The organism is Aliikangiella coralliicola, assembly GCF_007004725.1.
Lineage (GTDB): Bacteria > Pseudomonadota > Gammaproteobacteria > Enterobacterales > Kangiellaceae > Aliikangiella > Aliikangiella coralliicola.
This window is the reverse complement of the sequence record NZ_ML660168.1, coordinates 205,312-227,462: the sequence shown is the minus strand read 5'-3', so window position 1 is coordinate 227,462 and position 22,151 is coordinate 205,312. Positions and strand designations below refer to the sequence as shown.

General features: G+C 42.8%; 16 protein-coding genes. 13 read left to right on the top strand and 3 right to left on the bottom strand.

The window, feature by feature from the left end; genetic code table 11:
* Window positions 1-61: 61 nt before the first annotated feature.
* Window positions 62-1,432, bottom strand: coding sequence for a nucleotide 5'-monophosphate nucleosidase PpnN (ppnN, locus tag FLL46_RS20070; RefSeq protein ID WP_168204259.1), 1,371 nt, complete (start codon window positions 1,430-1,432; stop codon window positions 62-64).
* Window positions 1,433-1,554: 122 nt separating this feature from the next.
* Window positions 1,555-2,376, bottom strand: coding sequence for an MBL fold metallo-hydrolase (locus FLL46_RS20065; RefSeq protein ID WP_142933140.1), 822 nt, complete (start codon window positions 2,374-2,376; stop codon window positions 1,555-1,557).
* A gap of 316 nt (window positions 2,377-2,692) precedes the next feature.
* On the opposite strand from FLL46_RS20065, the gene FLL46_RS20060 reads away from it, so the two are divergent.
* The 7 genes from FLL46_RS20060 to FLL46_RS20030 all read left to right on the top strand — a co-directional run bounded on the left by FLL46_RS20060 (window position 2,693) and on the right by FLL46_RS20030 (window position 11,659).
* On the top strand, window positions 2,693-3,883 hold the full coding sequence (locus FLL46_RS20060; RefSeq protein ID WP_142933139.1) for a GNAT family N-acetyltransferase: 1,191 nt from the start codon (window positions 2,693-2,695) through the stop codon (window positions 3,881-3,883).
* Between the two features lie 695 nt (window positions 3,884-4,578).
* Complete coding sequence (gene ilvG / locus FLL46_RS20055; RefSeq protein WP_142933138.1) at window positions 4,579-6,246, top strand: acetolactate synthase 2 catalytic subunit; 1,668 nt, start codon at window positions 4,579-4,581, stop codon at window positions 6,244-6,246.
* A 3-nt stretch (window positions 6,247-6,249) separates the two neighbouring features.
* Window positions 6,250-6,510 carry an acetolactate synthase 2 small subunit gene (ilvM, locus tag FLL46_RS20050; RefSeq protein ID WP_142933137.1) on the top strand — a complete coding sequence of 87 codons (261 nt, stop codon included), beginning with the start codon at window positions 6,250-6,252 and terminating at the stop codon, window positions 6,508-6,510.
* Between the two features lie 47 nt (window positions 6,511-6,557).
* Window positions 6,558-7,526 (top strand): branched-chain amino acid transaminase, encoded by a 969-nt coding sequence (locus FLL46_RS20045; RefSeq protein WP_142933136.1) that lies wholly within the window; start codon window positions 6,558-6,560, stop codon window positions 7,524-7,526.
* Window positions 7,519-9,360, top strand: coding sequence for a dihydroxy-acid dehydratase (gene ilvD / locus FLL46_RS20040; protein WP_142933135.1), 1,842 nt, complete (start codon window positions 7,519-7,521; stop codon window positions 9,358-9,360). Before FLL46_RS20045 ends, ilvD begins: the two co-directional genes overlap by 8 nt.
* A 56-nt stretch (window positions 9,361-9,416) precedes the next feature.
* The gene (gene ilvA, locus FLL46_RS20035) at window positions 9,417-10,961 is read left to right on the top strand and encodes a threonine ammonia-lyase, biosynthetic (protein ID WP_142933134.1); all 1,545 of its coding nucleotides are present in this window, start codon (window positions 9,417-9,419) and stop codon (window positions 10,959-10,961) included.
* A 185-nt stretch (window positions 10,962-11,146) separates the two neighbouring features.
* Window positions 11,147-11,659, top strand: a complete 513-nt coding sequence (locus FLL46_RS20030) for a TlpA family protein disulfide reductase (RefSeq protein WP_142933133.1) — start codon at window positions 11,147-11,149, stop codon at window positions 11,657-11,659.
* A 76-nt stretch (window positions 11,660-11,735) separates the two neighbouring features.
* On the opposite strand, the gene FLL46_RS20025 is transcribed toward FLL46_RS20030, so the two are convergent.
* Window positions 11,736-12,122 (bottom strand): SRPBCC domain-containing protein, encoded by a 387-nt coding sequence (locus tag FLL46_RS20025; protein WP_142933132.1) that lies wholly within the window; start codon window positions 12,120-12,122, stop codon window positions 11,736-11,738.
* A 114-nt stretch (window positions 12,123-12,236) separates the two neighbouring features.
* Here FLL46_RS20025 and FLL46_RS20020 point away from each other — a divergent pair, with 114 nt between their 5' ends.
* From FLL46_RS20020 to holA, 6 genes are all read left to right on the top strand, one after another.
* Window positions 12,237-12,596: an ArsR/SmtB family transcription factor gene (locus FLL46_RS20020; RefSeq protein WP_142933131.1), complete on the top strand. Its 360-nt coding sequence runs from the start codon at window positions 12,237-12,239 to the stop codon at window positions 12,594-12,596.
* Window positions 12,589-13,146 (top strand): SRPBCC family protein, encoded by a 558-nt coding sequence (locus FLL46_RS20015; RefSeq protein WP_168204258.1) that lies wholly within the window; start codon window positions 12,589-12,591, stop codon window positions 13,144-13,146. Before FLL46_RS20020 ends, FLL46_RS20015 begins: the two co-directional genes overlap by 8 nt.
* A 223-nt stretch (window positions 13,147-13,369) precedes the next feature.
* Window positions 13,370-17,566, top strand: a complete 4,197-nt coding sequence (locus tag FLL46_RS20010) for a hypothetical protein (protein ID WP_142933129.1) — start codon at window positions 13,370-13,372, stop codon at window positions 17,564-17,566.
* 347 nt (window positions 17,567-17,913) lie between these two features.
* Window positions 17,914-20,508: a leucine--tRNA ligase gene (gene leuS, locus FLL46_RS20005; protein ID WP_142933128.1), complete on the top strand. Its 2,595-nt coding sequence runs from the start codon at window positions 17,914-17,916 to the stop codon at window positions 20,506-20,508.
* A gap of 22 nt (window positions 20,509-20,530) precedes the next feature.
* On the top strand, window positions 20,531-21,163 hold the full coding sequence (locus FLL46_RS20000) for an LPS-assembly lipoprotein LptE (protein ID WP_168204257.1): 633 nt from the start codon (window positions 20,531-20,533) through the stop codon (window positions 21,161-21,163).
* On the top strand, window positions 21,163-22,149 hold the full coding sequence (gene holA / locus FLL46_RS19995; RefSeq protein ID WP_142933126.1) for a DNA polymerase III subunit delta: 987 nt from the start codon (window positions 21,163-21,165) through the stop codon (window positions 22,147-22,149). The genes FLL46_RS20000 and holA overlap by 1 nt, the downstream gene beginning before the upstream one ends.
* Window positions 22,150-22,151 lie beyond the last annotated feature (2 nt).

Sequence of the window (22,151 nt, the reverse complement as noted above, 5' to 3'; positions counted from 1 at the left end):
TTTTTGTACTTGTGCTGGATGGTTGTTCTTATCCCGAGTTCAGGTTAAATATCGAGTCAGTTTATTCGACTAATTGATAACAAGGAATGTATTCCGAGCCCGGTAATTTCATGCGTCTCTGTTTTACGAAAGCTTTGAGCAAATTATCCAGTGGCTTCATTATCGATTTGTCACTGTGAATTCGGTAAGGTCCATTTTCCTCAATCGCTCTAATGCCGGTTTCCTTCACGTTGCCTGCGACAATCCCGGAAAAAACACGACGCAAATTCGCGGCCAGTTGGTGTGTTTCCATTCCTGTATTCAGTGCTAGCGACGCCATGTTTTCATGAGTTGGTTCAAAGGGATTTTGGAATTCTTCCTGAATCTTCAAACTCCAATTAAAGTAATAGGCGTCATTCAAGCGGCGTCTGTATTCTTTAACTTCTTGCATACCTTGCGCCATCGTCCGCGCGACTTGTTCGGAATCATCGATAATTATTTTATACTTTTGTTGCGCTTCAAAACCGAGCGTATCATTAATAAATTCGTGTAGTTGCTGAAAGTAAGGTTCAGCCGATTTTGGCCCTGTTAAAACAAGTGGAAACGGTAGCTCGATATTATCAGGGTCGAGCAAAATACCTAGCAGGTAAAGCAATTCTTCCGCGGTTCCTGCGCCGCCGGGAAAAATAATTATGCCGTGCCCGACGCGAACAAATGCCTCCAGACGTTTTTCTATATCGGGTAAAATAACCAGTTCATTTACAATTGGATTTGGGGCTTCCGCGGTAATAATTCCCGGTTCGGTTAATCCAAGAAAACGCGAGCGATCATGCCGTTGTTTGGCGTGCGCAATCGTGGCGCCTTTCATCGGCCCTTTCATTGCGCCTGGGCCACAACCGGTGCATATGTCTAAACCACGCAGTCCGAGGGAGTGGCCAACTTCTTTGGTATATTCATATTCTTCGTCGGAGATTGAGTGGCCTCCCCAGCAAACTATCATATTGGGATCTTCGCCGGTGCGGAATATGCCTGCATTTCTGAGTAAATGAAAAACGTAGTCTGTTAAGCCTGTGCCAGAAGATAAATCACTCCGGTTGCGTCTTCTTTCTGTTTCTGAGTAAACGATGTCTCGCATCGAGCTAAACAGCATCTCTCGACTGGATGCGATCATCTCTCCGTCTACAAAAGCATTTGCGGGAGCTTGGGATAAGTTGAGTCGAATTCCACGATCTTGTTGAATAATCTCTATTTCAAAATCGGGGTAGGCTTCCATAATAGTCTTAGCGTTGTCACTATCAGAGCCTGTATTCAAAATAGCGAGAGCACATTGTCGAAATAGAGCGTAGAGCCCATTTTCGCCGACCTTTTTCAACTTCTCTACCTCTATTTGAGACAGGATTTCAAGGCTTCCTTTGGGAGTCACGGAAGCATTTATTGTCGGTCTTTTAATCACACTGTTTTCCTTAAATTTAATCGTATTTGAGCACCTTTGCTGTATATCACCTTAGTTTAATTATAGACAAATTTATGACCGTTTGTTGAACTAGGGGCACAGAATGGGCGCCGGTATATTATTTATTGTTCTATCAAGGCCATATTCTTAACCATAATCGTCAGATTTGGATAGAGGTTTTGAACTGCTTTTTTTATTTTATTTTGGCGAGTTTTATCTGGCGGCAAATGAAGCGCGATAATGCGCTCAGGTTTGATATGATGATTAATAATTTGTTTTCCTTTCCCGGTCAGAAACCAATGGGGCGTAATTAGAGTATCAATTTTTTGCTCAGGAAAATTGTATTTTGCGAAGCTCTGGTTATCGACAACTGCGTCTCCAAGGTGAAGGAATTTATGACCATTAACTTCCAGCATGATCAGACTATTATCTATCCACTGATGTCTGCTACCACCGTGGGGAACCGGAAAAATAGTGACTTGAATATCTTCATCTTGCCAGCTTGTTCGTTGCGGAGAGTACTGGATGAGCTGGTCACGTATGGGATTTGAATTCACAAAACCTTCCAACACACTTTCGGTAATTTGTTGGTTGGCAAAGAGCCGTGCTGTTGGGTTATTTTTTAAAACATGGCCAACTAGTTCAGGATGAAAATGATCGCGGTGAATGTGAGTGGCTAAAACAAGGCGTACTTCCGAAAAGTCTCCTATCCCATTAATTATCTCGTGTTGCTGTTGTTCGCTTAAATGTGAGTAGCGAAAGCCTCCCCAGTTTTTATGGAGTTTGAATATTGAATCAATAAAAATATTGCCTTTATCTGTTTTGAGCATTACTCCTGCGTTAGCAGTATAAACAAGTTCTGGAGGTTGTTTTCCGTAGCAGGAGAAAGCGATAAAAAATACGCTTAGCCAGTAGTACTTTATGGAACGCAATATGATATTCATAATCGACAAACCTTTTTTGTTTAACTTTACTTTATGGCATAGAAAGCAAATAGCCAAGTACAGAATGAATAATTCAACTTTTCTATTTTTTTGAGTTCTATAGTTTCTTGCGTACTCACAATTTGGAAGCTATTTGCGACTGGCAGTGTTTTATTAAAGGATGTATTGATATAAATAACCCTAATTGTTAGTAAGAATGTCGTAACCATATACATCAGGAATAACTTTATTTATGCTGTTGAAGCGTTACCAAATTGATATTTTGATGATTTTCCTGGTCAAACCGATATTCAAATAAAGTAAAACAGGTTGCTCAATGAAAGTAATTAGTCGATTAAAAGATAAAGTAAAAAGGCATCAAGAACGCCATACGCCGCTTGGTTATCGTTTTGTTATTGCCGACAGTATTCGATTTCTCAATGCTAATGATTGGCAAACTGTGGCATCTCAGGGCAGTATTTTTCTTGGTACTGGGTACCTGGAAACTATCGAAGCTTATTCTCCAGAAAATACGCAGCAACGCTACGTTATCGCCTATGATAATGATAAGCCGGTCGTTGTAATTGCCTGCCAGATTGCAGAAATTAGTGGGACAAATTTCACGCGAACAGATAATCGAATAAAAAATAAAGTGGCAGAAAATTTTCGCGAAAGGATACTTGTATGTGGAAATCTGGTGTCGAGCGGTTTGCACGGTATCGCTTTTGATAAAAATGTTGCAGAACAGGATGGTTGGAGAATTGTTGCCGAGGCTTTATATAAAATTCGGCGTGGCGAACAACTTAATGGCACTATTGATTTTGTGATGATTAAAGATATTAAAGGTGATTATCTTGAAACGTCGGAAATAGTCGAGCGTTATAGTTATCGGCGAATTAAAACAGATCCCGACATGATTTTAACGCTGCCAGAAGATGTTAACACTTTTGATGCTTATCTCGCTTTGCTAACGTCGAAGTACCGAGCTCGAGTTAAAAAAATAAAAAAGGCTATCGAGTCTGAAGGCTATCGATGCGAAAAACTGCAGCTCACAGAAGCGCTTGATACTAAGCTTCACCAGTTGTACTTAAATGTTGAAAACAAATCAAACACACGTCTTGCCACATTGCCCAAGGGGTATTTTTTGGGAATGGCACGAAACTTACAGGAAAACTTCAACTGTTATGGAATCACTTCCGATGAGCATTTGGCTGGTTTTGTGACTGTCATCAAAGATGGCAATCAGGCGATTGCTTATTACGTTGGTGTTGATTATGAGGCAAATGGTCGCATGCCAGTCTATTTTCGATTACTCCAACTTGTGATTGAGTGTGCCCTGGAAATGGGATGCCGAACAATTTCTTTTGGGCGTACAGCGTTAGAACCTAAAGCTAATCTCGGCGCAAAACCTGTTGAAGCCTATGTTTGGGCCAGACACAGAGTACCCGTTGTTAATTACTTCATCAGGCAGTTGTTTAGGAATGTTCCTTATGACGAAGCGCCGGAAAGGAATGTCACCAAGCGCTGATTTTAGCTGGACTTTGGGGTGAGATTTAGTATCGCTATATTGTCTTCGTGATTGGTTCAGAGGGCGATCTGGAATACTATATTGCTTATGCAAGGCCCATTTCCGTAGCGTAAAATTGGCTGGCATTGTGCTATATAACTAAAAGTTAGTTAGAAGGTTGATGCGCATTTTTGTTCACCGTAGAATTTAAAATGATCTTTTTATCTTATTGTTTTTAAAGAATAATCAGATTTTTTCTCGCTCAGTTTATGCCAGTTTTAAATAGGCGATTGCATATTGCGTATTACTTTAAACGGAAGAGTGATTAAAAATTATTTGTATATTAACAATTTACTATGATACTTATACGCACATGAGCGAAGCACATTGTCTTTGAAATTCTCTGACGAGTGCCAAAATTGATTTATCAATCAAGACTAAATAAGACAGAATTTAAATTAGAAAATTAATCAGAAATTAAAAATGCGAAACACTCAGTCAATATTAAACAACATTCTCATTCTCGTCGTGGTGATTATTATTTCCCGCGGGGGGAAGCTATTGTCTGATTAAAAACAAACACTAGATTCAAAAACCCCCGCTTCGAAAGAACCGGGGGTTTTTTGTTATCAGGGATAAATATTTTTTAAAGAGAAAAAAATGCGCAAATCAAACAAGGTTAAAACACTACTACTTGCTAAAAGGAAGCTCTGTCGATGAATGGATCCAAGCTGACTTTGGAAGTGCTTACCCGCCATGGTGTTGACACTGTTTTCGGTTATCCAGGCGGTGCCATTATGCCGTTGTACGATGCGTTGGTTGACAGTGAGGTGAAGCACTACCTGTGCCGTCACGAACAAGGCGCTGCATTTTCAGCTTTAGGTTATTCAAAAGCGAGCGGTAAAGTTGGTGTTTGTTTTGCGACTTCCGGTCCCGGTGTAACAAATTTAATCACTGGTCTGGCAGATGCTACGGCGGATTCTGTACCCGTTGTCGCAATCACCGGGCAAGTGACTTCGCATTTAATGGGAACCGATGCTTTCCAGGAAATTGATGTATTAGGATTATCATTAGCGGTGACTAAGCATGCGTTTCAGGTGACTGACGTAGAAGAGCTAGAGTCGACATTGCACAAAGCATTTGAAATTGCTTCCAGTGGTCGCCCAGGTGCAGTAATCGTCGATATTCCAAAAGATATTCAATTGGCGCAAGTGACTTCGAAACCGATGTTGGTGGGAACTAATGATCTTGGAAAAGCTAATGATGAATCAATACAAGGTGCAGTGAGTTTGTTGCATCAAGCAAAAAAACCAATGCTTTATGTCGGGGGCGGAGTTTCGTTGGGAAATGCCGTTAGTGAGCTAAGAATGTTCGCCAATAAAACAGGGATGCCAAGTGTATCGACATTAAAAGGTTTAGGTGCGGCGGATCCGAATGACAGTGCTTACCTTGGAATGATAGGGATGCACGGAACAAAAGCTTCCAACCTGGCTGTTCAGGAGTGTGATTTATTAATGGCAGTTGGCGCGCGATTTGATGACCGGGTAACCGGTAAATTGGCGGAGTTTGCGCCACACGCCAAGGTAATACACCTGGACGTGGATAAGGCAGAGGTGAACAAATTACGCAGCGCAGACGTAACGGTTCTTGGTGATTTTAAACATAGTCTACCAAAACTATTAAACGCGTTAGATAGTAACTTGTTAGATATTGAAGCATGGCGAAATCACTGCCAGGAAATGTCTCGTGATTTCGGTTTTAAGTATTTGGACAATCGTGATAATTCGACTGGTGATATTGATCCAACCTCAATGCTAAACCAATTAAGCCAAATGATGCCGAGCGATGCAGTTGTGACGACTGATGTGGGCCAACACCAAATGTGGGTTGCGCAGCATATGAGTTTTGGCGAGCCTAAAAATTTGTTAACTAGTGGTGCGCTGGGCACTATGGGTTTTGGTTTACCTGCAGCAATCGGCGCTCAATTATCACGTCCGAATGATTGTGTCATTGCGGTTAGCGGTGATGGCTCATTCATGATGAACGTACAGGAAATGGGAACTATAAAACGCTTTGGCTTACCGCTTAAAATTTTACTGATTGATAACACTAAACTCGGCATGGTCAGACAGTGGCAATCGTTATTTTTTGATCAACGATTTAGCGAAACTGATCTTTCAGACAACCCCGATTTTGTGCGATTAGCAAGCGCTTTTGATATCGAAGCAGAAACAATTACAGAACCAAAGCAGGTAGCGGGAGCACTCGAAAAAATGCTTAATTCAAAAAAGGCTTACCTGTTACATGTCAGAATAAATGAAGACCAAAACGTATGGCCGTTAGTGCCGCCAAACACAGCAAATCAAGCGATGCTGGAGGGATAGGAAATGCAACAACACTTAATAAAAATTAAAGCCAATAATCAACCGACTACCTTAGAGCAGTTGCTCAGAGTTGTGAGGTTTAGAGGATTTAAAGTCGATAGAATTTCAATGAATATTCTACCGCAAGATCAGGCGTTGGATATTCAGGTTAGTGTTAAAAGTAAACGGCCGATTCATTTGTTAGAAAACCAACTGATGAAACTTGTCGACATTAACCAGGTTTATGTCGAGCAGGCACAGGCAGCAAGAGCACATATTTCATAGGTAAGTAGTAAGTTTTATTTTAAGTTGTAAAAATTGAGGATTAACTAATGGCGAGCAGCACTCCCGAATTGATTTGGTTTAACGGCAAAATGGTTCCCTGGCATCAGGCTCAGGTACATGTATTAACTCACGCTATCCACTATGGCTCTTCTGTCTTTGAAGGTGTCAGAGTTTACGATACGCCAGATGGTCCTCAAGTTTTTCGCCTTACTGATCATGTACAACGCTTATTTGATTCGGCCAAAATCTATCGCATGGACATTCCCTTTGAACATGAGGAAATCAGTCAGGCTTGTAAACAGGCAGTATCTCTAAACGGATTGAGTAGCGCTTATTTAAGACCGATTGCTTTTTACGGCAATGTTGGTTTGGGGCTTACTCCGCCAAGAGTTCCGGTTGAAGTTGCTGTTGCTGCATTTGAGTGGGGAGCTTATCTGGGTGAAGATGGTTTAGCAAACGGTGTTGATGTTTGTGTTTCATCTTGGAATCGACTAGCACCTAACACCATGCCTGCAGGTGCCAAAGCTGGTGGAAACTATCTGAGTTCGCAGTTAATTTCTATGGAAGCAAAACGCCATGGGTATCATGAAGGTATCGCAATGGACGTTAATGGCATGATCAGCGAGGGGGCGGGAGAAAATCTGTTCGTTATCAGAAATAATGTTATCTACACGCCGCCACTATCGGGCTGTATATTGCCGGGCATTACTCGCGATACTGTTATCCAGTTTGCGAAACAACATGGGTACGAAGTTCGCGAAGAATTAATCGCGCGTGAAGCATTGTACCTTGCTGACGAAATATTTATGACTGGTACAGCAGCGGAAATTGTTCCTGTAAGAAGCGTTGATCAAATTCATGTTGGTAACGGCAAGCGCGGACCGATAACCGAGTCATTGCAAAATGCTTTCTTTGGTTTATTTGACGGTTCGACTACCGACGAATGGGGATGGTTAGAGCCGGTTAATCAAACCGAAAATAATACTCAAAAACTTGCTGAGGTTGCACATGCCTAAGTTACGTTCGGCGACCAGTACTCAAGGTAGAAGAATGGCCGGTGCGCGTGCATTGTGGCGCGCAACCGGTATGAAAGAGTCTGACTTTGGTAAACCGATTATTGCGGTAGTCAACTCCTATACTCAATTTGTTCCTGGTCATGTGCATTTAGCACCTATCGGCGAGTTAGTTGCAGAACAAATCAAACAAGCCGGCGGTGTGGCTAAAGAGTTTAATACCATTGCAATCGATGACGGGATCGCGATGGGTCATGATGGAATGCTCTATAGTTTGCCTTCCAGAGATCTGATCGCTGATTCAGTTGAGTATATGGTTAATGCGCATTGTGCCGACGCGATGGTATGTATTTCCAACTGTGACAAAATTACCCCGGGAATGTTGATGGCTGCTTTGCGTCTTAATATTCCAGTGATTTTTGTATCTGGCGGCCCAATGGAAGCAGGCAAAACATCCTTGTCTGATCAAATTATCAAACTCGATTTGGTCGATGCAATGGTACAAGCTGTCAATGACGATACTTCTGATGAACAAGTTAAGGAAGTTGAAGAATCAGCTTGTCCAACTTGTGGTTCTTGCTCGGGCATGTTTACCGCGAATTCGATGAACTGTTTGACTGAAGCATTGGGACTGGCGTTACCAGGAAATGGAAGCATGCTTGCTACTCATGCCGACCGTCGTTCATTGTTTGAAACAGCAGGGCGAAAAATTGTTGAGCTTTGCCAAAAATATTATCAGCAAAATGATGATTCTGTGTTGCCTCGATCAATTGCAAACAAAGCAGCTTTTGAAAATGCGATGGTACTGGATATTGCCATGGGCGGGTCAACTAATACCGTTCTCCATTTACTTGCAGCTGCGCAAGAGGCTGGGGTTGATTTTGATATGAGCGACATTGATCGTTTGTCTCGAGAGGTTCCCCACTTATGTAAAGTGGCTCCATCCGGTAATCAATATCATATGGAAGATGTGCACCGAGCAGGTGGCGTTGCCGGTATCCTTGGCGAACTGGCAAGAGCAAATCTATTGCATATGGATTGTCTGCATGTTGCCGAAGGCACACTGTCGGATACATTAGCTAAGTGGGATGTGAAAACCACCGAAGACAAATCAGTTAAAGATTTTTTTCGAGCTGGACCCGCAGGTATTCGAACAACGAAAGCCATGGGACAATCTTGTCGCTATGACACTTTGGACGATGATCGAAGCAATGGCTGTATTCGGTCATTTGAAAATGCGTACCGCAAAGACGGTGGCTTGGCGATATTGAAAGGAAACCTGGCGGAAAACGGCTGTATCGTCAAGACCGCAGGCGTGGCCGACAGCTGCTTAACTTTTGAAGGCCCCGCAAGAGTATTTGAGAGCCAGGACGCGGCCGTTGACGCTATTGTCGGAGACCAGATTAATCCGGGCGATGTTGTTGTTATCCGTTATGAAGGCCCTAAAGGTGGTCCGGGTATGCAAGAAATGTTGTATCCGACCAGTTATTTAAAAGGAAAAGGACTCGGGGAAAAATGCGCTTTGATTACCGACGGACGTTTCTCAGGCGGGACGTCAGGATTATCGATTGGTCATGTTTCACCTGAAGCAGCAAGTCATGGCGTCATCGGTTTAGTTGAAGAAGGCGATTTGATCGAGATTGATATTCCTTCACGAAAAATCGAATTAAAAGTAACTGATGAAGTTCTCGCTCAACGTAAAGTTGTACGTGATCAACAAGGGTGGCAACCGAAAATTGAACGAGCCAGAAAAGTTTCAGCAGCATTGAAAGCCTATGCGATGTTGGCAACGAGTGCTGATCTGGGAGCGGTTCGCGATTTAAGTCAATTAAAATAGTTTTTGCTCAATCAATTGATTGGTAACGCTTGAGCAGGTTTAAGGAAGCATCATCAATGCAAACAGCAACGGTTTCACAACAAGATACAGGACTAGATTATTTGCGCAGAATCTTATTGGCGCCGGTTTATGATGTCGCCAAAGAAACTGAGTTGACTTACCTTTCTCGTTTGTCGAAAGAACGAAATAATCAAATTTATTTGAAACGGGAAGATCAACAACCGGTGCATTCTTTTAAGTTGCGAGGGGCCTACAACAGATTGGCAAACCTGAACGAAGAAAGAAAAGCACGCGGTGTGGTCGCGGCGTCGGCTGGTAATCATGCTCAAGGTGTTGCTTTATCGGCGCAAAAGTTAGGGATAGAGGCAACTATTGTGATGCCAATAACAACTCCTGAAATAAAAGTGCAAAGTGTTCGCCGTTTGGGAGCTCAGGTCAAGTTGATTGGTACCAGTTTTAACGAATCGAATAGCGCCGCAATTCAGTTAGCTAAAGATGAAAATCGAGTTTTTATTCCACCGTTTGATGATAAAGATGTGATTGCCGGTCAAGGAACTGTTGGCAAAGAAATACTTCAACAACTACCTGATGCTGACGTGGTAATTGTTCCTGTTGGTGGCGGGGGATTATTGGCGGGCATTGCCACTTATTTGAAACAATTAAAACCTTCTATAAAAATCATCGGTGTTGAAGCTGAAGATTCTGCGTGTTTGAGTGCTGCAGTGGCTGCTGGTAAACCTGTAGACTTGCCACAGGTTGGATTGTTCGCAGATGGCGTTGCGGTTAAAAGAATAGGCAGTGAAAACTTCCCGTTAATTCGTGCCTTTTGTGATCAGATTTTTACCGTGAGCAATGATGAAATTTGCGGTGCAATTAAGGAAATATTTGAACATACAAGAGTCATTGCTGAACCTGCGGGAGCAGTGTCATTAGCGGGTTGTATTCGTTATTCGCAATCAAGTGTCGGCAATGAAAAAATTGTTTGTATTCTTAGCGGCGCTAACATGAATTTTCATACACTCAGATACGTGTCTGAAAGATGCGAACTTGCCGAGAAAAAGGAAGCGGTGTTATCGGTAACCATTCCTGAAGAAAAAGGTAGTTTTAAAAAGTTTTGCCAAATCGTCGGCGGTAGAGTGATCACTGAATTCAATTATCGGTACGGCGATCACAAGCAGGCTAATATTTTTGTTGGTGTCAAACTTACCCATGGAGAGAGTGATTTAACTAAGTTAGTATCGGATCTGTCAGAGCATTACACTGTGGAAGATTTTACAGATAACGAATTAGCTAAGTTACATATTCGCTATATGGTAGGAGGGCAGAGCCCGGTCAAGTTACAAGAAAGGTTATTTCAGTTTGAGTTTCCTGAGTATCCCGGCGCGTTGGAGAAGTTTCTAGATACGCTTGGTGGTGATTGGAACATTACTTTGTTCCATTATCGTAACCATGGTTCAGCGATTGGGCAGGTATTAGCTGGTTTTGATGTGCCGGAAGAAGAGCAATTGAATTTTTTCAGGCACTTGAAAGCACTAAATTATAGTTTTAAGGAAGAGACAAATAATCCTGCTTTTAAACAGTTCTTACAGCGTTTCGCTTGACAGTCGTTAATTGAGTTGGCTGAGTTTTAAAGTCACGCAACTTCAATTTTTTGTCGTAGTTTTTCATCTTGCTGGTATTTTATCGCGTCATTTTTATCTATACTGTGGCGCGGTAATCTTTGCCAGATCGCAATTGCTAATCTGGCACGAATAAAAACCAATCGCTAAAACTTTAGGGAACTCGAATGTTGACGCTTAAATTATTTTTTATCACATTTAGTATTGTCGTTTTATCTGCCTGCCAGACGACTGAAACTTTAACCGATGCTACTGAAAAAGTTGCTTACGAAGAGTTCGTTGTTTCTGGTGAGAAATTACCGCTTGATCAAATAACAGACGTTAACGGAATTACTGTTGATCTAGGTAACCCCGATAAAAGAAAACTAGTCGTTCTTTTTGCGACCTGGTGTTCAGATTCAAACAGGGCATTAAAGGCTTTGAATCAATCGGAAATTTTAAAGGATGATACAATTGAAGTTATCGCAATTGCCCGAGAAGAGTCTATTGAAACGGTGAAGGCGTGGCGAGATGAGCATGGTATTAATGTTCCGTTAGCGGCGGATCCTGACCGTTCGGTTTACAAAAAGTTTGCAGCAGCAGGCATACCTCGATTGATTACCGTTGCAAAAAATAATCAGATCATCAAAATGAACTTAGCCGAAGGCGAAAATCAGCTTGAGTTAATTGACTGGTATTAGCGTCTGCCGCCAGAGTTTTTTGGCGCTTATTAAGTCGATAAAGTCAGCTTACATCCCTGTTTTTGAGTTATATTGCTCACTCTTTTATGTAGTTTTTGATGGGCGCCCAATATCTCTCATGCCATCCTTGTTCCAGATGCTCCTTGTGAGTTTCTGGATAGCCTGTGTGATCAAAAACAAGTTTGGTTTGAACGTCATTTAGTGGCTCCAGGTCAAATTTCACTATCGAATAAACCCCATCCCCCCAATTTCCGGCGCGCCACGCTTGAACCAACCTTTTTCCAGGCAAAGATTCTATCGTTTGACCGGTAATCATCCCGCCAAAAGCGGTAAAACTTTCACCCGGACTAGTGCCTATTTCTGCTGGTGCACCCGAAAAATTAGTAAACTGTTGAGAATTTGTGAGTATTTCGTAAAGGGTTTTAGTATTAGTGTCGAATACGACTTCCTGGTGAATTGCCATATCGTTGTCTCTCCATAGCATTTGAGAATTAAAAGTAAACCAAATGGTTAAGTTTTATATTAAAACAAGCAATTTTTGATTGCAATACTAAACCAACTGGTTAACAATAATTTTATGAAAGTGAATTACTCCAAATCGATACCATACAATGATGACGCTCTTGATCGGTTGTTCAAGGCGCTGTCTGATCGGACGCGACGAGCGCAATTGGCGCGTCTGGTAAAAGGTCCTGCATCAATTAGTGAATTAGCGGAGCCTTTTGATATGTCGTTGCCCGCGGCATCTAAACATCTTAAAGTTCTGGAAAAAGCGAAGTTGGTAAGCTGTAAAAAGTCTGGTCGAGTCCACTATTGTCAGCTCCAACCTGAGGTTTTGCAGAACGTAGAACATTGGCTGACAGATTACCGTGAGTTCTGGAATGAGAAGCTCGATAAGCTGGCGCAGTTTGTCGCCAGGGAAAGCGACGATGAGTGAAGCTAGAGTTGTTCATGAGCAAAGGCTCAATTTGATTGTTCGGCGGATTATCCCTGCTTCTGCTGAGCGTTTATTTGATGCCTGGACTCAACCTGAATTACTCACACAGTGGTGGGGGCCAGAAAATGTCGAGTGCCCAGATGCGGAAGTGGATCTTAAAGTTGGTGGTAACTATCGGATCGCCAACCAGATGGATGATGGCAATCTGTTGTGGATTTATGGACAATTCGAGACGATTGAACGGCCACACAAGCTGGTTTACACCTGGTGTATTGCTGACGAGCGCTCGAATAATAAAAAAAATAATAGTGAAGCAAGTAGTGAAACGAGTAACGAAACAGTACATTCTGACGGGCTAGAGCATAGTGAGAGCAAAGCTAAGGCGGAGCGCGTAACAGTGCATTTTAAGCCTTTGGTACAGTCTACAGAAGTCATTGTGATACACGAACAGATCGCAACCAACGCGATTAAAGAAAGTCACACTATCGGCTGGAACGGTTGTTTGGATGGTCTCGCCAATTTCACTAAAGCCGTTATCAAAAAACAATAACCAATTTTAATAAATTCCTCCCGCCATCAGTTTTGCCAAAACCGATTCGACTAACCCCCATTTACACTAATTGGCGTTAATTTGAACAGAGCTTGTGGCTAAAGTGTTATTATTCTCAACGCTTTGTCTTATATTAATCAACTAGTTGATTGCCTTTTTTATCTGGTTGTTATTTGTGAGATAAAGTCCATTCAATAACGAACATAATTAAAGGACATCGGGCATGTTGATACGTATCACCGCTATGATTCTTCTTCTGTCTATCGTTTCGTTTGCAAGTCAGTCTGCTGCAAACCAAATTACTGCTAAAGAAATTCCTTCTGATCTGGCCGATTGGAAAGACTGGGTTCAGTACCAGCAAAGCTACCGGGGCTGTCCAAATTTGAATGGCACAAAAGTTGGTAATAAAAAAAATCACCTGTGTGCCTGGCCTGGCCAACTATTAATTGATGCTAATGATTCCGGTGCGAGCTTTACGCAACGCTGGGAAGTGCTCGATGAAACTTTCATACCGTTACCAGGAGAGCAGAACTTTTGGCCGCAGAGAGTCACTGTCAACAAGAAAGACTTAACGGTTATCGAGAAAAAGGGACTTCCATACTTACTACTGGACAAAGGGGCGTATGTTGTCAGTGGAAATATTTCCTGGCTTAAGCGGCCTGAGTCATTGCGGGTTCCGGATGAAGTTTCGCTACTTGATGTCTCCGTTAATGAAAAAAAGCAGGCATTTATACTTAGAGAAAAAGGTAAAGTCTGGTTAGGTAGTGTTAAAAAGGCAGCCATCAAGCAACAAGATTTTTTAAAGTTGAGAGTCAATCGACTGATTACCGACGCTCACCCTATGCGCATGACTTTAGCTATACAGTTGGAGATTTCAGGGCGTGCCCGAGAAGAATTGCTAACTCGATTTAATCCTGAACATTACCAGCTAATGGCGATTCAGTCCGCGCTAAATACCAGAATTGATAGCCAGGGGGATTTGTGGGTTCAATTAAAACCGGGCAGGCACTCCATTCAACTCGAATTTAAAATACACGATTTTCCCCAGCAATTGATATTTACCGAAACAGGTAAGCACTGGCCTGCACAGGAACTTTGGGTTTACCAAAGTAATGAGCGACTTCGTTCAACCCAGATTGTTGATGTGTCACCGATTGATGCTGAACAGGGTTTGATGAGCGAATGGCAAAACTTACCTCATTATGTCGTTAATCAAGGTGATAAATTCACCATTAATGAGCGACAGCGTGGGCTATCTCACAATGGTGATAGCTTATCACTCGACAGACAAATGTGGCTTAGTTTTGACAATCAGACCTATTATTTTTTCGACTCGATCAAGGGAAGCAAATCTAAAGACTGGCGAGTCAATACTTTAGAAAATTACCGATTAACTCAACTGAGTAACCACGGCAATGAACGATTAATTACCTTAGATGATAAGCAGCGAACGGGCGCAGAAATACGCACTCCAGTTTTAGATATTCGCGCAGGCGGTGAAGTGCAATCTGAAGACATGTCTCACGCTTCTGGTTGGGATATCGATTTTGCTACAACGAAAGTCGTCCTGAATATTCCGCCGGGCAGAAAATTGATCAATATTTCCGGAACCGACTCTGCTTACGGTGATTGGGTCAACCGATGGAAACTTATCGATATTTTTTTCGTTTTAGTGACAGTTGCGCTGGTGTTTAAAGTCTTTGGTGTGATTGCCGGTGCTGTAGCGGCTGTGACATTGGTGTTGGGATATCATGAGTCTAATATGCCGGTATTCGGCTGGTTTAACTTGATGGTGGCAATGAGTTTAGCAATTAAAGTCACCAGCGAAAAATTATCAAAAGCGCTCAATATTTATAAGTGGGGCTCGGTGGTGATATTAGTGTTAACTTTGTTGCCATTTTTAGCGGATCAAATTCGTTATACATTATACCCGCAACTGGAAATGAACAAGTCACTAGGCTCTTCTTATTCTGACAATTATTTAGCTTCGTCACCGGTAGCACAGCTTGCTGAAGAAAAACTTATGCGAAGAGCTCCCTCTGCTGCTAAACCAAAGCTGAGGGAACAACAAAAAATAGAGGTAACAGGGTCAAGGCTAAGACGCGATGAGCTTGATACGACTTACGAACAAGGGGCGGTTATTCAGGCAGGAAAAGGGAGGCCTGGGTGGAACTGGCAAAAGGCAGGTTACGGCTGGAATGGGCCGGTCGCTGGAAGTGAAAAAGTCGACCTGATCATCTTGTCTGAAAATTGGGTCAGAGTGTGGCGGGTTGCCCTGATAATATTTTCTGTGATTTGGCTGCTTGTGATTTTTAGTCGAAATAATACGATTAAAAATAGATGGTCGAGTTTATTTAATCGAAACTCTGAAGCAGATGACAATCAAAAAAATAACGCTTCCGGTTCGCCGGTTTCTAGCCTGGTGTTTTTAATTGGGGCGATTGCCCTGTTTGGCGGCGCTTCAACTCAATCGGTGTTCGCCAATAACTATCCCAGTGATAAGTTGTTGCAGGAACTTCAAGCCCGTCTTTATCCTGCACCTGAATGTCAGCCGGACTGTGTGTTGATATCGCGAGCCGATCTGAATATTAATGAGGAAAACGCCGAACTAATTCTTCAATATCAAAGCGGTTCGAATGTCGCAGGATTGTTACCAGAATCGACGGATTGGCGAATCAGTGAGATTTTCATTAATCAACGACCCGTTAAAAATATCTGGCGAAACAAATCAGGTAGCTGGATCCAATTACCAAAGGGAAATTCTGAGGTTGTCCTGAAAACTCAGCTTAAAGACAAATCTGATTTAACCATCCGTTTTCCTGAAAAACCAAAAACACTTGAGCATCAAGTTAAAGGGTGGGAAGTGTCAGGTGTTAATTTGCAGCGTCTGGTCAGCAATAGTTTACAGTTAACTCGTGTAGTGCAAAGCGCTAAAAACGAGCTGAATAAAGATACTGTGAATTCACAGGAAGCGATGGAGCAATCAATAGCAGATTTATTTTTTGTGACGCGAAGTTTTAGTTTCGGTAGTCAATGGAAATTAACCACCCGAGTTAATCGAGTGGCGCCTAAACAAGGAACACTCACCACTAACATTCCGTTGCTGAAATATGAACAACCGTTGCAAATGACCGATAACATTAAAAACGGTGAAATGCAGGTGGTATTGCCAAACAAACGACATTCGGTGAGCTGGATTTCGAGTGTGGTGACGAGCGAAAAGGCTAATAAAACTCAATTGGCTGAATCTAAATCTGGTGTGAGTGAATTTGAGTTGGTCGCTAGCAATAATCGTTCAATGAGTGAATCGTGGGAAATTCTCGTTTATCCAAACTGGAATATTCAGCTCAATGGTTTACCCGCGGTGAGGCCTTATAACTCGGCTAATGATGATTTTTGGGTTTATCAATACTTTCCAAGAGCGGGAGAAAAACTTTCCTTTTCTATTCACAAGCCTTCTGCATCTAAAGGCGCCTCTCTGGCGATTACCAAGGTCACTCAGAATTACAGTGTGAGTAAGCGTAAGACGACCACCGACTTGAATATTGATTATCGTTCAACGCGAGCAGAACAGTTTTTGCTGCATATCGGCAAGGCTGAGCTTAAACAACTAACCCACGATGGCAAGCAGATTAACCTTGGAGAAGTAGATGGAGTGGTATCGGTAGGATTAAAGCCGGGTAAGCACCAATTGCAACTTAAGCTTGAAGCACCGCAAGAGGTCGACTTTAAACTCAACCTTGCCGGTGCCGTGGTTAATCGAGAATTCACGAACTTATCAACTCGAGTTAACTTACCGTCAAGTCGTTGGTTGATTGCTGCTGATGGTCCTGGCTATGGTCCAGCGGTGATTTACTGGGGAGAGCTCATCTTCTTTATATTACTGGCAATTGGGTTGAGTCGTTTATCGTTTTCTCCATTAAGTTATTGGCAATGGCTAATTCTTGGATTGGGAATGAGTACTTTTTCCTGGCCCGCGATGGCATGGGTATCAATTTGGCTATTAGCCGGAAGTTGGCGCCGAGAGAATAAGGCTGTTTCAGATAAGCAGCCGCTGTTGTCCGGTTGGCTAATCTTACTGTCAACGATTACAGCGGTGCTGGTTTTAATCGCTGCGGTGCCTTATGGACTACTGCAAACTCCTGATATGGGCGTTGTTGGCAACGGATCTTATAAAAATTCATTGCTATGGTTTCTAGACCAGGGAGATATTGGTTTTGGCGAAGTGACCGTCTACACTCTGCCTATCTGGGTATACAAGGGTCTGATGTTGTTGTGGGCTACCTGGCTGAGCTTCTCACTGATTAAGTGGTTGGGGTGGAGTTGGCAAGATTTATCTGAAACCAGGTTAGTCAACACCAAGGATAAAAAAAGTAAAGTAAACGAAAGTGGCGAGAAAGAACCTAAGGCAGAAGAGTAGAAAAATCTGGCCGTAACCTTTTGGTTTCGGCCCGTGGTTTTTACCCAAATTAGCGGTGTTCAATACCCTTAAATTAAACAATGTCGATTGTTACTAAGATTGTTGCCATTTCCCTGGTCGCAGCTATTTCGAAAATAATAGACTTTAAATCGAATATCTGCGCCTTTTTCCTTTTGCTATTCCCTGAAAGTCGTTAAAATTGCGCCAACTAACGATGTTCTGCAAAATTAACGATAATCTGTCAATTTGACGATATTCTTTAAATTTTCACCGAAGATCAGCTAATTTTATGGTGGTTAACCTGTAGAGTTAATTGGCCAGTTATATTTCTGAGAAATTTTTTTAATATGCAGCAAGAATACAGCCCTCGCGAAGTCGAGCAGTCAGTCCAGAAAATCTGGGATGAGAATAAAGTTTTTAAAGCCGTTAAAGATACCAGCAAAGAGAAATTCTACTGCTTGTCTATGCTGCCATATCCAAGTGGACGGCTCCATATGGGACATGTGCGAAATTACACCATTGGTGATGTGATCGCACGTTATCAGCGGATGCAGGGCAAAAATGTTTTACAACCAATGGGTTGGGACGCTTTTGGTCTGCCGGCAGAAAATGCAGCAATTAAAAATAAAGCACAACCCGGTCAATGGACCGAAGAAAATATTGCTTACATGAAGAAGCAATTGAAATCCTTAGGGTTTGCCTATGATTGGGAGCGGGAAGTAACCACTTGCAAACCTGATTACTATAAGTGGGAACAATGGTTTTTCACTAAGTTGATCGAAAAAGATCTGGCTTACAAAAAGACTTCAGCGGTTAACTGGTGTCCAAACGACGAGACGGTTTTGGCCAATGAGCAGGTGCATGACGGCTGTTGTTGGCGTTGTGACACGCCAGTAGAAAAGAAAGAAATTGATCAGTGGTTTATTCGAATTACTGAATATGCTGAAGAATTATTAAAAAGCATTGATGATCTGCAAGGGTGGCCCGATAGCGTCAAAACTCAACAGCGCAATTGGATTGGCCGTTCTGAAGGCGTTGAGATGACCTTTAAGCTTGCTGACGGCGAATCAGGAGAGTCTGTTTCGATTTATACCACTCGACCTGACACCTTGATGGGCGTGACCTACCTGGGAGTCGCAGCCAAACACCCAATTGCCGAAGCTGCGGCTAAAAATAACCCTGAATTGGCGGAGTTTATCGCCGAATGTAACCGCTCGACAACTGCAGAAGCTGATATCGCCACAATGGAAAAGAAAGGGATGGCGACCGGCATTAAAGCGGTTCATCCTGTGACCGGCAACCTGGTTGATATCTGGGTCGCGAACTTTGTATTAATGGATTATGGGTCAGGCGCAGTAATGGCTGTGCCGGGTCACGATCAACGTGATTGGGAATTTGCCCACAAGTACAATATTGAAATTTTACAGGTTATTGAGCCAATCGCCGGTAGCGAACTGGAATGCGATCTCGGTAAAGAAGCTTTTACCGAAAAAGGCATTCTGGTGAATTCAGGTGAGTTTGATGGCCAGTCATCTGAAGAAGCATTTGATAATATTGCTGCCTGGCTAACTGAGCGTGGTTTAGGCCAAAAACAGGTCAATTACCGCATGAGGGATTGGGGCGTTTCACGCCAACGATTCTGGGGCGCGCCAATTCCAATGGTAAAGCTAGAAACCGGTGAAATGGTAACAGCTATAGATTTTCCGGTTGAGCTGCCGACAGAGCTTAAATTGGATGGTGCTAATTCTCCATTGGTCAACAACCCTTCTTTTCAAGATGTTGTGATTGATGGCGTTAAAGGCAAACGAGAAACCGACACATTTGATACCTTCATGGAATCCAGCTGGTATTACGCTCGCTACACTTGCCCTGAAAGCCATGATGCTATGCTAGACAGCGATGAGGCGAATTACTGGCTTCCGGTTGACCAATATATTGGTGGTATCGAACACGCAACAATGCATTTGTTGTACTTTAGATTTTTCCACAAATTGATGCGTGACCAAGGGTTAGTTGAATCTGATGAGCCAGCCACACATTTGTTAACTCAGGGAATGGTGCTATCTGATACCTTTTTAACGCGCGATGAAAAAGGTACTAAGCACTATCATTCCTCGGAAGACGTTGAAGTGGTTAAAGACAGCAAAGGCAAAGTGATTAGTGGCACTTTGAAATCGACGGGCGAATCAGTCATCTTAGCCGGCATGGAAAAGATGTCTAAATCAAAAAATAATGGCGTTGATCCACAGGCAATAATTAACGAGTATGGCGCTGATACAGCCAGACTGTACACCATGTTTGCCTCGCCACCTGAACAGTCACTGGAATGGCGGGAGGACGGTGTTCACGGAGCACACAAATTTATCAAACGGTTATGGAAACTTTATGTTGATTACGCTTTAGTGGATGTTAAGCCTGTTGATCTAAAAACGCTTTCTGGCAAACAGAAAAAGCTTTACAGCAAAACCCATGAGACGATTGCTAAGGTCAGTGACGATTACGGGCGACGTCACGCGTTTAATACTGCAATAGCAGCAATCATGGAATTGACCAATGCGATTTCGAAGTTTGACGCGGATGACCAAAATGAAATGGACAAAGCAGTGGTTAAGCACGCATTAGATAACGCCATTATATTATTATCGCCGGTTGCACCTCATATGGCGCAGGCATTGTGGCAAGCTTCTGGTAAGGAAACGCTGATTGTTGACCAAGCCTGGCCGCAAGTTGATGAAGCCGCGTTGGTTAAAGATGAGATTCTGATTATCTTACAGGTTAATGGTAAGGTTCGCGGTAAGGTTAGTGTTGCGGCTGACGCGTCGAAAGATGAGATTGAGTCATTAGCGATGGAAAATGAAAACGTCGCTAAATTTGTTGAAGGAAAAACCGTGAGAAAAGTCGTTGTTGTTCCAGGCAGATTGGTGAATATCGTTGCGAATTAATCAATATTTAGAAATGAATTTTATGGAAAAAAGGTTCAGCAAAATCCTGCTAGTCGCGCTGATGATTGTCGGGATTTCTGGCTGCGGTTTTCATTTAAGAGGTACCGATGGTGCCAGTTTAAACGGAACCAGGCTATCGGTGATTTCGCAAACACCATACGGGGAGTTTGAAAAGCGTTTAAACCAACGTTTAAGCGCCTCAGGAGCGAAAGTTGTATCCAGTTCTCTTCAGTCGGATTGGCAAATTGAGTTGATCGAGCTCAGCTATTCTCAACAGGGTGTTAGCCGTGACGAAACTGGTCGCGCCAACGAGTTTGTCATGATGGCAAAATTGGATTATCGATTGATCAACCTATCCGATTCAAAAGGTCGCGAATTGAACGATAAAGTGTCTGAGGCAAATGAAACTGACAATGGGTTACTACCCATCAGGTCGATTACTGCCAATCAGAGCTATTATCAAGATTATCGCAACACCGTTGGCAGTGAGACGCAAAGACGAGAAACACGGCAAGCTTTGTTGACCATGCTATCCAGTCAGCTGGTACGACAAATTGAAACGCTGGCCAGAAAAAATGGTTCGAATACAGGCAGCTCAAACACTAATAACTTAAATACTAGTCGCTTAAATATAAGTAGTCCTCAAGCAAACTGATGACGCAATTCTCGCCGGTCAATATAGTCAGCTCTGACGAACCGTTACTTCAGATGGAAGCGTGCGATGAAATTGTGTCTGAAGTGAGAGCAAAAGGCGTTGAGCAAAGAGAAATTGTCGATGTTTTGGATAAGTTTAGCTGGAAGGATTTGCTCGCGAATAGCTCTAGTTTAAGCTTGTTCTCCGAAATAAAACTCACCGATATTCGATTCACCAAAGCGCCTAACAAAGAAGCACAACAAGCGCTCGTTGAACTCGCTCAGAGCGCGAGTCAGGAAAACCTGCTCCTGATTCGTTTACCAAAAATGGAAAAACGTCAGAAGAGCGCCAAATGGTTTAAGTCTCTGTCAGCCAATGCCCGTTTTCAAGAACTATGGCCCCCGAAACCCCATGAATTTCCTCAATGGCTGAAAGGTCGAATGCAACGGATAGGAGTAAGGCTTGCGGCTGATGCGGGCCAAATGTTGGCTGAGCAAACTGAAGGCAATTTGCTCGCGGCCAGTCAAATGTTAGATAAACTTCACTTGTTATATCCTGATGAAGTCATTTCTGTTGCTCAACTCTCTGACATTATTTCTGATAATGCGCGTTATTCTGTGTTTTTATGTCTAGATGAAGCCTTGGCCGGTAAAGGTGAGCGTGCAGTAAGAATGCTACATAAATTTGAGCAAGAAGCGGTTGCACCGATTTCCATTCTGGTTAATTTAACCAGAGAAGTAGAATTGTGCAACACGGCTGCATTGGCTGAGTACAATGGTCAGTCAGCGATGCAGGCATTGGCAAAAACATTCCTTTGGGATAGTAAAAAAAGATTAATCGTTGCTGCGGTAAAACGTCTTCCAGCGCCGGTTTGGCAGCGGCTTCTTGCCCGTTTGGCCTACCTTGACAGAATGATCAAAGGACAAGAAAGCGGCAATATCTGGCAAGAATTAGAGCTTTGTCTCTGGATGATTAGTGGTCAGAGAATTTGGGGACGTGCCGGTTAGTT

Excerpts from the sequence above, each read along its gene's own strand:
- FLL46_RS20065 (WP_142933140.1), bottom strand. The coding sequence starts at position 2,376 with ATGAATATCATATTGCGTTCCATAAAGTACTACTGGCTAAGCGTATTT.
- FLL46_RS20060 (WP_142933139.1), top strand. The coding sequence starts at position 2,693 with ATGAAAGTAATTAGTCGATTAAAAGATAAAGTAAAAAGGCATCAAGAA.
- ilvG (WP_142933138.1), top strand. The coding sequence starts at position 4,579 with ATGAATGGATCCAAGCTGACTTTGGAAGTGCTTACCCGCCATGGTGTT.
- ilvM (WP_142933137.1), top strand. The coding sequence starts at position 6,250 with ATGCAACAACACTTAATAAAAATTAAAGCCAATAATCAACCGACTACC.
- FLL46_RS20045 (WP_142933136.1), top strand. The coding sequence starts at position 6,558 with ATGGCGAGCAGCACTCCCGAATTGATTTGGTTTAACGGCAAAATGGTT.
- ilvD (WP_142933135.1), top strand. The coding sequence starts at position 7,519 with ATGCCTAAGTTACGTTCGGCGACCAGTACTCAAGGTAGAAGAATGGCC.
- ilvA (WP_142933134.1), top strand. The coding sequence starts at position 9,417 with ATGCAAACAGCAACGGTTTCACAACAAGATACAGGACTAGATTATTTG.
- FLL46_RS20030 (WP_142933133.1), top strand. The coding sequence starts at position 11,147 with ATGTTGACGCTTAAATTATTTTTTATCACATTTAGTATTGTCGTTTTA.
- FLL46_RS20025 (WP_142933132.1), bottom strand. The coding sequence starts at position 12,122 with ATGGCAATTCACCAGGAAGTCGTATTCGACACTAATACTAAAACCCTT.
- FLL46_RS20020 (WP_142933131.1), top strand. The coding sequence starts at position 12,237 with ATGAAAGTGAATTACTCCAAATCGATACCATACAATGATGACGCTCTT.
- FLL46_RS20015 (WP_168204258.1), top strand. The coding sequence starts at position 12,589 with ATGAGTGAAGCTAGAGTTGTTCATGAGCAAAGGCTCAATTTGATTGTT.
- FLL46_RS20010 (WP_142933129.1), top strand. The coding sequence starts at position 13,370 with ATGTTGATACGTATCACCGCTATGATTCTTCTTCTGTCTATCGTTTCG.
- leuS (WP_142933128.1), top strand. The coding sequence starts at position 17,914 with ATGCAGCAAGAATACAGCCCTCGCGAAGTCGAGCAGTCAGTCCAGAAA.
- FLL46_RS20000 (WP_168204257.1), top strand. The coding sequence starts at position 20,531 with ATGGAAAAAAGGTTCAGCAAAATCCTGCTAGTCGCGCTGATGATTGTC.
- holA (WP_142933126.1), top strand. The coding sequence starts at position 21,163 with ATGACGCAATTCTCGCCGGTCAATATAGTCAGCTCTGACGAACCGTTA.